General features: G+C 52.9%; 10 protein-coding genes and 1 pseudogene. 8 read left to right on the top strand and 3 right to left on the bottom strand.

Annotation, left to right across the window (positions count from 1 at the left end; all coding sequences use genetic code 11):
* Positions 1 to 177: 177 nt before the first annotated feature.
* Together TX24_RS25760 and TX24_RS25755 are read left to right on the top strand one after the other, a co-directional pair.
* Complete coding sequence (locus TX24_RS25760) at positions 178 to 1,230, top strand: HlyD family secretion protein (protein WP_052673020.1); 1,053 nt, start codon at positions 178 to 180, stop codon at positions 1,228 to 1,230.
* Positions 1,227 to 2,867 (top strand): MFS transporter, encoded by a 1,641-nt coding sequence (locus TX24_RS25755; protein WP_127882194.1) that lies wholly within the window; start codon positions 1,227 to 1,229, stop codon positions 2,865 to 2,867. The genes TX24_RS25760 and TX24_RS25755 overlap by 4 nt, the downstream gene beginning before the upstream one ends.
* Before the next feature lie 415 nt (positions 2,868 to 3,282).
* Here TX24_RS25755 and TX24_RS25745 read toward each other — a convergent pair whose 3' ends face one another.
* Positions 3,283 to 4,146 carry a TetR/AcrR family transcriptional regulator gene (locus tag TX24_RS25745; RefSeq protein WP_233098363.1) on the bottom strand — a complete coding sequence of 288 codons (864 nt, stop codon included), beginning with the start codon at positions 4,144 to 4,146 and terminating at the stop codon, positions 3,283 to 3,285.
* Between the two features lie 50 nt (positions 4,147 to 4,196).
* Between TX24_RS25745 and TX24_RS25740 the strand changes: the two genes are divergently transcribed.
* Positions 4,197 to 4,604, top strand: coding sequence for a carboxymuconolactone decarboxylase family protein (locus TX24_RS25740; RefSeq protein WP_010562376.1), 408 nt, complete (start codon positions 4,197 to 4,199; stop codon positions 4,602 to 4,604).
* Between the two features lie 222 nt (positions 4,605 to 4,826).
* Here TX24_RS25740 and TX24_RS32645 read toward each other — a convergent pair.
* Positions 4,827 to 4,982 (bottom strand): annotated as a pseudogene (locus TX24_RS32645) (IS5/IS1182 family transposase); the annotation flags it as partial.
* Between the two features lie 439 nt (positions 4,983 to 5,421).
* Positions 5,422 to 6,045 (bottom strand): glutathione S-transferase family protein, encoded by a 624-nt coding sequence (locus TX24_RS25735; RefSeq protein WP_169878815.1) that lies wholly within the window; start codon positions 6,043 to 6,045, stop codon positions 5,422 to 5,424.
* A gap of 403 nt (positions 6,046 to 6,448) precedes the next feature.
* On the opposite strand from TX24_RS25735, the gene TX24_RS25730 reads away from it, so the two are divergent.
* From TX24_RS25730 to TX24_RS25710, 5 genes are all read left to right on the top strand, one after another.
* Positions 6,449 to 7,042 (top strand): TetR/AcrR family transcriptional regulator, encoded by a 594-nt coding sequence (locus TX24_RS25730; protein WP_010562379.1) that lies wholly within the window; start codon positions 6,449 to 6,451, stop codon positions 7,040 to 7,042.
* Between the two features lie 119 nt (positions 7,043 to 7,161).
* On the top strand, positions 7,162 to 8,196 hold the full coding sequence (locus TX24_RS25725; protein WP_010562380.1) for an NADP-dependent oxidoreductase: 1,035 nt from the start codon (positions 7,162 to 7,164) through the stop codon (positions 8,194 to 8,196).
* 462 nt (positions 8,197 to 8,658) lie between these two features.
* Positions 8,659 to 9,120: a (2Fe-2S)-binding protein gene (locus tag TX24_RS25720; RefSeq protein ID WP_010562382.1), complete on the top strand. Its 462-nt coding sequence runs from the start codon at positions 8,659 to 8,661 to the stop codon at positions 9,118 to 9,120.
* Between the two features lies 1 nt (position 9,121).
* Positions 9,122 to 11,314: a xanthine dehydrogenase family protein molybdopterin-binding subunit gene (locus TX24_RS25715; RefSeq protein WP_010562383.1), complete on the top strand. Its 2,193-nt coding sequence runs from the start codon at positions 9,122 to 9,124 to the stop codon at positions 11,312 to 11,314.
* Between the two features lie 10 nt (positions 11,315 to 11,324).
* Positions 11,325 to 12,545, top strand: coding sequence for a cytochrome c (locus tag TX24_RS25710; protein ID WP_038443637.1), 1,221 nt, complete (start codon positions 11,325 to 11,327; stop codon positions 12,543 to 12,545).

The following is a 12,545-nucleotide window of genomic DNA, read 5'->3' as shown; positions in this document are numbered from 1 at the left end:
TCTCAAGACCTATAATTACCAAATGGTAATTAATGGTGGTTGTAGATGCTCCGACAATCTGCGGCAAAAAGTGGGGATGCGACGTGCAGATCTCGTCGCAGAATAAAAAGTAGATGGGCGTTAATAGTGGGTTGGCCGCTTGTTACAACCAGAGTGCGAATGTCAAGGCGCTTCGCTATGGCATCGTCCGTGCTGTTCGCTTCTGCGGTGGCAGTCTGGTACCCGATTCCGTACAGGGACAGTGTGACTACTGATGATGCCTACGTCCGGGCCGATCTGACCCCGCTAGTATCACACGTTGAAGGATATCTCGTGGATGTGCCGATCCGCGACAATCAGAGAGTGCGTTCTGGCGATTTGTTGGCATTAGTGCAGGATGCTGATTATCGAGAAAAGGTCGCCGAAGCTCAGGCTAAGTCTGATTTAGCCGCTGCCGCGCTGGTCGAATCTCTCAGCCAAAAGCAATATCAACAGATTCAAGTAGAAGCGGCTGCGGCATCCTTACGGGCTTTACACGCTGAGTTGGATCGCGCAGTTGCTGATCACAGTCGCTATCATGCTTTACTGCCAAGTGGATCTGTGTCTCGCCAGCAGGTTGATGGTATTGATGCAGACGTTAAGCGTTTGAGCGCTAATCTTGCCCAGAGGCGCGCCGAGTGGATGGCGGCGCAACAGCGGGAGAAAATGAGCAATGCGAGTATAAACAAGGCGAGAGCCAATCTTCAGGCTGCACAGTCGAGTCTGAATCTGCGCAATATAGATCTTGGCTGGACACGTATCACGTCTCCGGTTGATGGCGTCATTGGCGAGCGTCATGTGCGTCCTGGTATGTATGTGCGCACCGGAACGCTGATCGCCGATGTAGTTCCGCTGCCACATGTTTGGGTGGTCGCAAATTTTAGGGAAAGCGAGATAACGCATATACGCCCAGGACAGCGCGTTACTATTTTGGTTGACAGTCTGCCTGGCCGAGCATTCGAAGGTAAGGTTGACAGTCTTCAGCCTGCCAGCGGGGCGCAGTTTGCTTTGCTTCCAGCCGACAATGCGACAGGTAATTTCACTAAGGTAGTTCAGCGTTTTCCGGTGAAGATCACACTTGACCCGAGTCAGGATTCGCAGTCCTCTCTGCTCCCGGGTATGTCCGTTACTACGACCATTCACACATCAACCGGACTGAGTTCAGGAAATTTTATTGATTGGTTAACCGGCTGGCTGCGAGGGCGGGTGTGAGTGACTCTTTAGGCCTTGCCGTATCAGAAGTGAATAGTCGGCTGAAGTCGCGACTTTTTCCCGGATCTTTGATTCGATGGGATCGTCGGCGTTTTTCGGCCTGCGTGGCCGCTATTGCTGCAGCCTGGATGACCGTGCTCGGTGCCCGATACGTTGTGCTGGGATTTGCCGATGTACGGGGTGGTTTAGGCCTGGGGGTTGACGAAGGTACTTTGCTTTCTTCAGCTTATGCCGCTGGAGATGTAGTCGGCGTGGTGATTGGCTGCTGGTTGGCAACTGCGTTATCACTTCGACGGGTGTTGTTAGGGGCAACGTTGCTCTTTATGGCTACCTCGGTATTAATGGCGTTCAGCCCTCCTTATGCTGCTCAGATCATCGTTCGCTTTGCACAGGGTATGGCCGGCGGGGTCCTATTACCGATGGCGATAGTTGCGCTATTGCGAACTCTACCGGCTAGGCATCGTGCTCTTGCTTTGGCACTGTATATCTCCGCCTCGACTCTGGCCCCGCAGTTGGCCGCTGCAATCACAGGCTGGCTGCTCGACCACTGGGGATGGCGCGCACTGTTTCTCGCAAACCTTCTGCCTGGCATATTCGCATTGATCGCGGGTTTCTATGGTCTGCCGCGCGAAAGACTGCGTTTGCGGCCTTTGCTTCATATGGATCGGTTTGGAATGCTCCTGTTCGTTGGCGGGCTTGGCATGCTCGCCTGTGCTTTCGATCAGGGTAATCGGCTTGATTGGTTACAGGCAACCCCAATTAGAGTGTTGCTATTCGCCGGTACGGTTGCCATATGCGGATTTATATATCACGTGGTCAGAGTGAGGCATGATCGCCTGCTTAATGTAGAACTGCTGTCGAGACGCAATATAGTACTGGGCATTTTGGGAATTTTGCCTTTCAGTGTCGCTGTGACAGGTTGCAGCTATGTGATTCCCCAATTCCTTATACAGATACACAGCTATCATCCGCGCGAATTGGGAGCGGTGCTGTGGGATGCAGGCTGGCCGCAATTGATTAGTTTTGCGGGCGCGGTAGTGTGCTTGGATAGGAAATGGTTGGGAGGTCCCCGTCGTTTACTTGTATTGGGGGGCGTATTGGTCGCCACGGGTGCTCTGCATGACAGCTTGAACATCGACGGCTCATGGGAGGGCGATGAGTTGCGCATTGGGCAGATATTGCAGGGCTTAGGGCTGCCCCTGATCTTGTTGCCACTACTGTATTTGTATGTTGGTGATCTTTTGCCGCGCGAGGGATTGCATGCTGCTATGGCATTCAATGTTATGCGCAGTATCTGCGGTACGGCGGGTTTGGCTTGGGTTAGCACTTTGGATCGAGTACGTGAGCAAACCCGATCTAATGTACTTATGGATCATGTGAGCACATCCTCGGCCGCTGTTTCAGCGAGGCTGGATGCCCTTATCTCGGCAGTCAGTATGCGGTCCAGCGGCAGTGATCAGGCGACGGAACAGGCATTGCATCTACTAGCTAGTAATGTGCGGCTTCAATCTCAGATTTTGGCGCATGCCGATACCTTGGCAGCGATCGCTGTGGTTACATTAATAGGTGCAGTGTTGGCGGCATTTATGATGCCCTACGGATCGGGACATCCCAGTTCTAATGTCCGCCACGCTTGAGTACCGTGCTTATTAGCACTCTCGCCAGAGTGTATGATATTTAATGGTATCCATACTCAAAGGACTTCATTGATGTTGAGTCTGAATAATGCCCTTTAGTCTATTGCGGCGGCGCAATTTAAGACTGAGCGAATCAATCAGCCGATGAGGATTGCGGTGGAGGACGCTCGAGAGGATTTAATCGCGCATATCCGGATTGGTGAGTTCGGTATTAGCCCTTTAGATATGGCTCGATATATTCAGTCAGGCGGACCACTCTTCGCTATAAATAGTTCGAACGGGGAGGGGGGGGCAGTTGCGATATATTCTTGGCGAATACAGTTGCTTCGCGACGGTACTGTTATAGGAGCCGTCGGAGTGATTGGCGGTGCGCGTGAGCGGGACGATTTAATCGTGTGAGCTGGCGTCGCAACTTTTAGTTAGCTCCGTCGCGCGTCAATGCCTGCATGGCAGCAGGTGCTCCATGCAGGAAGCGAATGATAGATATTTCGATAAAACGATCCAGATCTTCCGGAACTGTCATGTCATATACCCAGCGACGTTGGGCAAGATAAAATAATTCACCGTGTAATCCCCATGCAACTTCAAGCTCAGCCGACGATAAGGTCTCACCGGGTGGCTTTTCGCAGGAAAGCTCACGTAATTCCATCGCCACTGGTTCGATCACTTTGGTCTGGATTAGGGAAAGATAACGTTGACTGATGCCGACGCCCTTGAGTCCTGCAAAAATAAAAATCCTAACCCAGTCATATCGAAAGATCGCAGGCAAATATGCCTTGTAAAAGTCGATTAATCGCGCTTCCAAGGTCTTTCCAGGCTGCTTTAGCATTGCCTCCCATTCAGGTTGCCAGCGGCTAAGGTAGACCTCTTGGTACACTCTATCTATCAACGCCTCTTTCGTTGCGAAATAACGAAACAGGTTCTGGTGTGTGATTCCAAGGCGTTCGGCTAACTCGCGTAGGGTACCTTCGAATCCGACCTCGGCGAAAAAGCGTACCGCCTCTTCAATAATCTCCCTCTCACGCTCTTGGGGGGGCATGCGTTTGCGTTTGTTTGGCGTTGGCCTCGAGGAGTCGTCGATCGTCTCGGCGGGGGCACATTTGCGTTTCGATTGTGGTGATCTGATCATGCTTTCAGCATAACGATAGACAATCGCTTGGTAAACAAGGTGGGACGCTTTGCAGTGAAATGTCGCACCACGCTCGCTAATTACTGATTGGTAAATAACTATTGATCGGTTGATTTTTTGCCCTATAATTACCATCCGGTAATTATTCACGTTGCGGACAAACTGAAGCGCATTTCAAATCAATTAGGAGGATTTCTGTAATGGCTAAAGCCCCCGAAACTGTATCAGTCAACGATCAGCGTTTCCTTGCTGGCCAGGCGGCGTTTGAGGAGATCACTGGGCTGCGTTCTAGTGAATTCTTGGACGGGCTAAAGGACCTTGCTCCTGCTATAGGCCGATTTGTTATGGAGTGGGAATTTGCCGATGTCTATGGGCAGAGTTCGTTAGATCTGCGTACCAGAGAACTCATTATGGTAGCTGGATGTGTTGCGCTAGGAGCAACTGCTGCTCCCATTCTGAAACTGCGAATTGGCTCAGCCTTGCGTGCCGGTGTTTCGCGTCAGGAAATTATTGACACAATTATCCAAATAGGTATAGCTGCCGGAGTTCCTGCTGCACTAGCGGCGATTCAGTCTGCTGGAGAAGTATTTGCAGTGCTCGATGCTTAAAGTGTTATCTGTTGCTTTTTTAGTAGGGAGCTCGAGAATAAAACAAGGCTCTGCGATGTTTGGAAGGCCCGGCTAGGGGTGGTCTGAGGTAGTCATATTTTTTTGTAAAATTCGGCTGCCTTCAATTTTGAAAGTGCCGATTTGATCCAAAACGCTCAGATCACTCACTCATTCCTATCTTTATTAGCCGCCGTGAGAACCTCGCGGTGGCTATTCCCTATATTACAGGCACACCTCTCCTGTATCGCTCGCTAAATGTCGGAATGCCATCCACAGATTCGACATTGCAAATCGCGTCGCCAGATGTGCCGTGTCCTTTGCCAGGCTAGGGAAGCGTGTTTTCACAAAACTGAACTGGCTATTGATCATTGGAAAGGGTGTTAGAACTTATTCAAAATTACTTTACCGCTCGCTTCTGTAGGCTCGTTATATACGTCGCTCTGAATCGCATGCCTACCTGCAGTGGGTGTCGATGCGACTTCAATCGGGATACTACTGCCAAGCTTATCCACTGCCACTGGGACACAAAAACATAAATCTTTCTTGGGTCATTTTTCAATAAGCTCCAACATGTAAGCCTGTGCTTGCTATTGTGTAGCTGCGAAGCGACGCCCGGTCTGGCTCTGACGTAACAGCCGTATTCATCGTTAGCTGAGTAAATTTTTAAGCCTGGTTACTGACAAGCTTTTAAGCAGGTTGATCATCACTCCAGTGTTCCGTCACTTGAAGGATGTCAGCTTTGGTGGTCTTAGCTTCATGATGGTGAGAGCCATGGCAGTTTGAGAGTCTGCCACAGCTATTTGTTAAAAAGCTAAACTCACTTCGCGTCTATATCCAGCGCTAGCTTGTAACTTTTCTGGTTTTCAAGGTTTTTAATGTAGGTTTCAATATGTGGAAATTCGCTCTTGGATTTGAGCAGGTTGAGCGCGCCTTTCACCACAAATCCCAGCATGAAGTCTGCTCCTGTGAGTCTCTCCTCGATTAAAAACTTTTTGTTATTCAAGTGGTTGTTTAGATAGGAAAAAACTTTATTGAATTCAGCTTCGGCGTAGTTGTTAAGGAATTTTAGTTCGGTTCCAGATTGTGTTTCAAACTCATTAAATATTTTCAGTAAGAACGGAAGCATTGCCGAGCTTTCTGAGAAATGGATCCATTGTAAGTAGTCAAGGTATTCTGCAGAGCTTTCTGTTGGTGCTAAATGAGGTGCGAATTTTTTTATCAGGATTTCTGCGATCGCGCCTGACTCCGCAATTATTTTTCCATCAAGCTCGATAACTGGAGATTTGCCTAGGGGGTGAATGCCCCTCAGTGTCTCGGGGGCTAGATGTGTTTTTTTATCACGCTGATACCGAATAATTTCATATGGTTGGCCTATTTCTTCCAGCAGCCACAGAATACGAAACGACCTTGAGTCATTGAGGTGGTGAAGTTTTATCATCATTTTTACGCCTTCTGAGTGATCTCGGTAAGGGAAATGTGCATTGTCTGAGGCTATCGATAGTTAATTTGCGGACTCGCAACGAGTAGGCAAGAAATTGTATCTGTCAATATGCGACCAGTCTACTATTCTGGTGGGCTGAATGCTCCGATAGCACTTACGGTCCGCTCCGAGTCCTTTGAGATCTGCATCTCGATGCTTGTCTTCTAGCGAGAGAGGAGTGCGCCCACAGAAATCCAAGGAGCTTTGGGAGGCTTAGGATTGGTTCTTTGCGTGTACTGCGGCGCTATGAGGATGCCGAGCGTGGGTTGGTGTTTAGACCTGCGGCGGCCATCAACAATTGCTACAATCTCTGGAGCAAAAATCTCACATAGACGACTGGTCTATTTTATGGTAGCTTGCACTGATGAAACCACGTTACGATGATACGCGCCAACATTTGCTCGATACGGGTCACCGAATGATGGTGGTTAAGGGGTTCACGGGTGTTGGGCTTAACGAGATTCTGCAAGCCGCAAGTGTGCCAAAAGGTTCGTTCTATCATTACTTCAAATCCAAGGAGCAGTACGGGCAGTGCTTGCTCGAGGATTACTTTCGCAATTATCTGGCGAACATGGATGAACGATTTGCCGCTACCGGCAATACAGCCCGTGAGCGGCTTATGGGATATTGGCAGAAATGGCTTGAAAGCTATTGTAAGCCCTGCGATGAGCAAAAGTGTCTTGTAGTTAAACTGAGCGCTGAGGTTGCAGATCTTTCGGAGGTTATGCGCCTCACTCTCCGTGACGGAACAGATCAGATAATTGAACGTATTTCTGGCTGTCTTGAGCAGGGTCAACTAGACGGTTCTTTGCCGCAAGGTGATGCTTACCGAACGGCCTTGGCGCTATACCAGCTTTGGCTTGGTGCAAGCCTGCTGAGCAAGCTGCACCGTAACAGTCGGTCGCTAGAAAATGCCATGGCTACTACTCTGATGATGCTGGTCCCTGAGGAGGCGTGATTACGAGATCGCCCACCCTCCCGCCTCGGTAGGGTGGCTTTTTTATGTGAAAAATAGCAGACTGGTCTAATTTTTCCGTTGATGCGGTTGTTTTTCCCCGCCATCCAAGGAGTGTGAAGATGTCTCAATCAAAGCAAATCAATCGAAGCGTTGTTCTGGCATCGCGTCCACATGGTGCGCCTGTCGAAGCGAATTTTCTTATTGAACAAGGTCCAATTCCTGAACCCGCAGAGGGGCAGGTACTTCTGCGTACTATCTATCTATCGCTAGACCCTTACATGCGTGGTCGCATGAGTGATGCGCCGTCCTATGCCCCTCCTGTCGAAGTGGGCGGAGTAATGGTGGGGGGCACTGTATGTCGTGTGGTTGCCTCAAAGCATCATGCCTATAAAGTGAATGACTGGGTGCTGTCTTTTAGTGGTTGGCAGGACTATGCGCTGTCTGATGGCAGCGACCTGACCCCTTTGGGCGATTCGCCAGCGCAGCCGTCTTATGCATTGGGCATATTTGGAATGCCAGGCTTCACCGCATACATGGGCTTACTGGATATTGGTCGGCCGCAGGCGGGTGAAACGCTGGTGGTGGCGGCTGCTACCGGGCCGGTCGGTGCGACTGTCGGGCAAATCGGCAAGATCAAGGGCTGTCACGTGGTCGGTGTGGCCGGAGGGGCGGAAAAGTGCCGGCATGCTGTCGAGGTGCTAGGTTTCGACGCCTGCCTCGATCATCGAGCGCCGGACTTCGCCGAGCAACTGGCCAAGGCCTGCCCGTCGGGTATCGACATTTACTTCGAGAATGTCGGTGGAAAAGTCTTCGATGCTGTGCTGCCGCTGCTCAATGCCAAGGCCCGAGTGCCGGTCTGCGGAATTATTGCGCACTACAACGATACCGCTTTACCCGACGGGCCAGATCGCTCGCCTGCCTTGATGGGGGCTATTCTGCGTAAGCGTATTAAAGTCCAAGGCTTCATTATTTTTGATGATTACGCGCACCGCTACGACGAATTCTTTAACGATATGTCAAGCTGGTTTGCGCAGGGCCGGATTAAGTATCGTGAAGAATTGGTGAGTGGTCTAGAGGAGGCGCCTAAGGCCTTTATCGGCCTGCTAGAGGGGCGTAATTTTGGCAAGCTAGTGGTTCGGGTAAGTGAAGACTGATTGCCTGTTGTTGGAATGACAGTGTTTTTTGCTCTGCCAGCTCAAGCTCCTTGCTGGTAGGGCTTTTTTATTTAAAAAGATCCAGGCCACTAAGTACAAGTAATGCCTGTGGGGGGATTATGCACGCACGCAGTAAGCGCTCGCATCAAATAAACGCCGCGTTCTGGCGTGTACTGGTTGGCTGCTTGGGGCTTTACCCAACGCTTTTGTTGGTGCTGAGTATATTAGCCCCGCTGACCCGTGATTTGAGTTTCCCAGTAATGGTATTGGTGGAGGTGCTGGTATTGGTACCAATCACCCAGCTTGTCTCCTTTCCGCTGGCCGGGTGGTTGGTTGCCCGTTTAAGGCGGATTAATTCGTGAACGTATGAGGCTGTTTTGGCCTGCTTCCCATACCGCACCCACATGATTAAAGCGATAACTAAGGTTGTCGGCATTAAAAATACTAGTCTGAGGAATGAAGATGCAAACGCTAATCATCAATGGACAGTCGCACCAAGTCGACGTGCCGCAGGATATGCCTCTGCTTTGGGTCTTACGCGATGTGCTTGGCCTCACCGGGACAAAATACGGCTGTGGTATTGCTCAGTGTGGCGTTTGCACCGTGCATCTTGATGGTCAGCCGATACGTTCGTGCGTGACCCCTGTTGCTGCTTTGACGGGCCGCTCAATCACCACCATTGAAGCCATCGGTGAGACTGCTGTCGGTCAAGCCGTTCAACAGGCTTGGCTGGCGCATGAGGTGGTGCAATGCGGTTACTGTCAGTCAGGGCAGATCATGGCGGCCACTGCTCTGCTGCAGAGCCAGCCCGCGCCAGACGATCAGGCGATTGATGCTGCAATGGCAGGCAATCTTTGTCGCTGCGCCACCTACACCCGTATTCGCACAGCCATCCACAGTGTTGGCCGTGTAGAGGAGGCGTGAGATGAAGAAGACAATCGAAATGAATGTTGATATGTCCCGTCGCCGTCTCTTGCAAGGCAGCGGTATCGCGGTCGGCGGCTTGGTGTTGAGTACCTGGCTACCGCCGTTGGTGTCCAAAAGCGCTGCCTCCGAGGCTGCTGCCTTAGGCCGGCTGGGTGATCGCTCCGCTGAGGGGTTCGGGGCCTTTGTGCGGGTGGGCCCAGATGGCGTGGTCACGGTGATCTCGCCGAAGATTGAAATGGGTCAGGGCGCGCAAACTGGTATTGCAATGATGGTGGCGGAGGAGCTTGAGGTCGATTTGGATAAGGTAGTAATCCAGGAGGCCCCACCGAACTCCGCACTGTATACCGATACCCTGCTTCAGTTTCAGGCCACTGGTGGCTCGACCTCTACCCGTTACACCTGGGAGCCGCTGCGTCGGGCGGGCGCTACAGCGCGCATTCTGTTGATTCAGGCGGCAGCGCTTCAATGGCGCGTCGCGCCGAGCCTGTGTCATGCGCAGAATGGCCAGGTGTTTGGCCCCAAAGGCCTGCAGGCTGACTACGGCGATTTGGTCGAGGCCGCTGCGACGCTGCCGTTGCCCGACGCGGTGCCGCTGAAAACCCCCGAGCAGTTCAAGCTGTTGGGCACTCCCGCGCAACGCCTGGACACGCCCGCGAAGGTCAACGGCAAGGCGCGCTTTACCATTGACCTGCAAATCCCTGGGATGCTGGTGGCCTCCAGCATCACCTGTCCGGTGTATGGCGGACGGCTGCGTTCGGTTGATGAAACTGAGGCGCGACGGGTGTTAGGGGTGCGCGACATCGTGCGTTTGGACAATGCCGTGGCCGTTACCGCAAGTAACTTTTGGGCCTGCCAGCAGGCCATCAAAGCGTTAAAGATCGAGTGGGAACTTGGGTCGAACGCTACTATCGGATCAAAGCAACTGGACCAGGAGCTGCTAGCCGCAAGTAGCCGTGATGGCGTGGTCGCTAAGCGCACAGGCGATATTGAGCAAGCCAAACAGGGATCTTCCAGCCAGTTCGAGGCCGTTTACGAGCAAGCGCTGTTGTCGCATTCGCCGCTTGAGCCCATGAGCTGCGTGGCCCATGTGCGTAAAGATGCGTGCGAGCTATGGGTGGGCACCCAAGTGCCGGTCTTCGCCCAACAGACGGCCGCCCAAGTCACCGGGCTGCCCTTGGAAAAAATCCAGGTGCACAATCAATTGATCGGTGGGGCATTTGGCCGGCGTCTGGAGTTCGACTTCATCACCCAAGCAGTGGCCATCGCGCGTCAGGTCGATTACCCGATCAAGCTGGTCTGGAGCCGTGAGGAGGACATGACCCACGACCTCTATCGGCCGCTCTATGCCGATCGTATGCAAGCCGCCCTCGATAAGCAGGGGCGTCCGCTGGGCTGGGAACACCGTATCGCTGGTGCCTCGATTCTCGCCCGCTATGCCGGCAGCTTGCCTCCCAGCGGCGTGGATGCCGATGCCGTTGAAGTCGCGGTGGAACCCATCTACCGCCTGCCGCATTTGCAGGTTCGCTATATCCGCCAGGAGCCGAGTGTCGTGCCCGTGTCCTGGTGGCGAGGCGTCGGCCCTCTGCGGGGGACCTATGCCCTTGAGTGTTTTATTGATGAGCTGGCGCACAATGCCAAGGCCGACCCGGTGGTCTACCGTTTGGAGCTGTTGGCGGACCAGCCACGTGCCCAGGCGGTGCTGCGCTTACTTGCTGAGAAGAGTGACTGGTACCAGTCTTTACCTGCTGGGCAGGGTCGGGGTGTGGCAGTAAGTTCGGTGTTTGGCAGCTATGTAGCAACTCTCGTTGAGCTTGAGATGCAGGGTGAATTTGGCTTGCGCATTAAACGCTTGATCAGTGTTGTGGACTGCGGCTTCGCGACTAACCCGACGTCGGTCTTGGCGCAGGTTGAAGGTGGGACATTATTCGGTCTGTCTGCTTCGTTGTTCAACGAAATTCTTATCGAGAACGGTCAGGTTCAGCAGACCAACTTCCACAACTATCGGCAGCTGCGCATAAGTGAGGCGCCAGCAGTTGAGGTGCACCTGCTGCCTAGCCTGGAAGCACCGGGCGGAGTCGGGGAAGCCGGTACTGCGCTGATCGGTCCAGCTTTGGTTAACGCTCTCTACGCTGCTTCCGGTACGCGCATTCGTCGGTTACCACTTAGCCGTGCTGGCTACTATCCGGTTTGAGGAGTTACTCATGAATTTGATAACAAGTTGGCTATTGCTCGCTAGCGGATTCCTGGTGGCGCAGTTTGCGTATGCGCAGGAGGACTTACTTGCCAGGGGCGAGTATCTTGCGCGCGCTGCAAATTGCGTGGCTTGCCATACCGTGCCCGGTGGTAAACCCTTCACCGGTGGTGTCGAATTTAAGCTGCCATTCGGCTCGCTTTTTTCGCCCAATATCACTCCAGATAAGCAAACTGGCATCGGAGCCTGGACTGATGATGAGTTCGTTAGCGCGCTGCGAACCGGCGTGGGGCGCGATGGCAAACACTACTATCCAGCATTCCCTTATACGTCCTACAGCAAGATGTCGCGTGACGACATCCTGGCCATCAAAAGCTATCTCGATAGCCTGGAGCCAATCGAGCAGGTGGCTCAAGAGAACCAGCTGAACTTCCCGTTCAATCAGCGTTGGGGGATGTTTTTCTGGAATATGCTGTTCCTGGACGACAAGCAATTTGAAACCGAGGCCCAGCACTCTACCGAGTGGAATCGAGGCAAATACCTAGTGGAAGGTCCTGGCCACTGTGGTGAGTGCCATTCGCCTCGGAACCTGTTCCAAGCTGTCAGCAAAGACCGTTCGCTTGCCGGTAACCTGATACAGGGTTGGAACGCTTACAACATCAGCTCTGACCCGATACATGGCGTCGGTGCCTGGCCCACGGACGTGCTGGCGCGTTACTTGAAGGACGGCGCGGCGCCAGGATTCGGGTTGTCCACCGGGCCGATGGCGGAGGTGGTGGAGCACAGTCTGAGCCATCTGACCGACGCCGATCGTCACGCGATCGCCGTTTATCTCAAGGACTCACCGGCGCGCAGCGAAGGTGTGGCTCGTCCGCAGCAGGCTAAGCTTGCACCGCAGGGGGGCGACAATGCCCTTGGCAATAAACTGTTCGCCGAAGCCTGTTCTAGTTGTCACCGCTGGGACGGGACCGGAAACCAGAGTCAGACTGCCATGCTACGGGGTCTAAAGACGGTCAACGATCCTGCCGCCAGTAATTTGCTGGGCATCCTGCTAAATGGGCATGGTTCGACCGACACCCGGGTAGATCGACGCATGCCGTCGTTCGGGACCATTTACTCCGACCAGGAATTGGCTGCGCTGAGCAGCTTCGTACTGAAGCGCTTTGGCGAGACTGGTGCGCAGGTATCGGAGCAAGCTGTGGCTAAGCGCCGTACCGAGTCCCTTCATTGA

The organism is Pseudomonas lactis, assembly GCF_001439845.1.
GTDB lineage: Bacteria > Pseudomonadota > Gammaproteobacteria > Pseudomonadales > Pseudomonadaceae > Aquipseudomonas > Aquipseudomonas lactis.
This window is presented reverse-complemented; position numbering and strand designations above follow the sequence as displayed.

Excerpts from the sequence above, each read along its gene's own strand:
- TX24_RS25760 (WP_052673020.1), top strand. The coding sequence starts at position 178 with ATGGCATCGTCCGTGCTGTTCGCTTCTGCGGTGGCAGTCTGGTACCCG.
- TX24_RS25740 (WP_010562376.1), top strand. The coding sequence starts at position 4,197 with ATGGCTAAAGCCCCCGAAACTGTATCAGTCAACGATCAGCGTTTCCTT.
- TX24_RS25735 (WP_169878815.1), bottom strand. The coding sequence starts at position 6,045 with ATGATGATAAAACTTCACCACCTCAATGACTCAAGGTCGTTTCGTATT.
- TX24_RS25730 (WP_010562379.1), top strand. The coding sequence starts at position 6,449 with ATGAAACCACGTTACGATGATACGCGCCAACATTTGCTCGATACGGGT.
- TX24_RS25725 (WP_010562380.1), top strand. The coding sequence starts at position 7,162 with ATGTCTCAATCAAAGCAAATCAATCGAAGCGTTGTTCTGGCATCGCGT.
- TX24_RS25720 (WP_010562382.1), top strand. The coding sequence starts at position 8,659 with ATGCAAACGCTAATCATCAATGGACAGTCGCACCAAGTCGACGTGCCG.
- TX24_RS25715 (WP_010562383.1), top strand. The coding sequence starts at position 9,122 with ATGAAGAAGACAATCGAAATGAATGTTGATATGTCCCGTCGCCGTCTC.
- TX24_RS25710 (WP_038443637.1), top strand. The coding sequence starts at position 11,325 with ATGAATTTGATAACAAGTTGGCTATTGCTCGCTAGCGGATTCCTGGTG.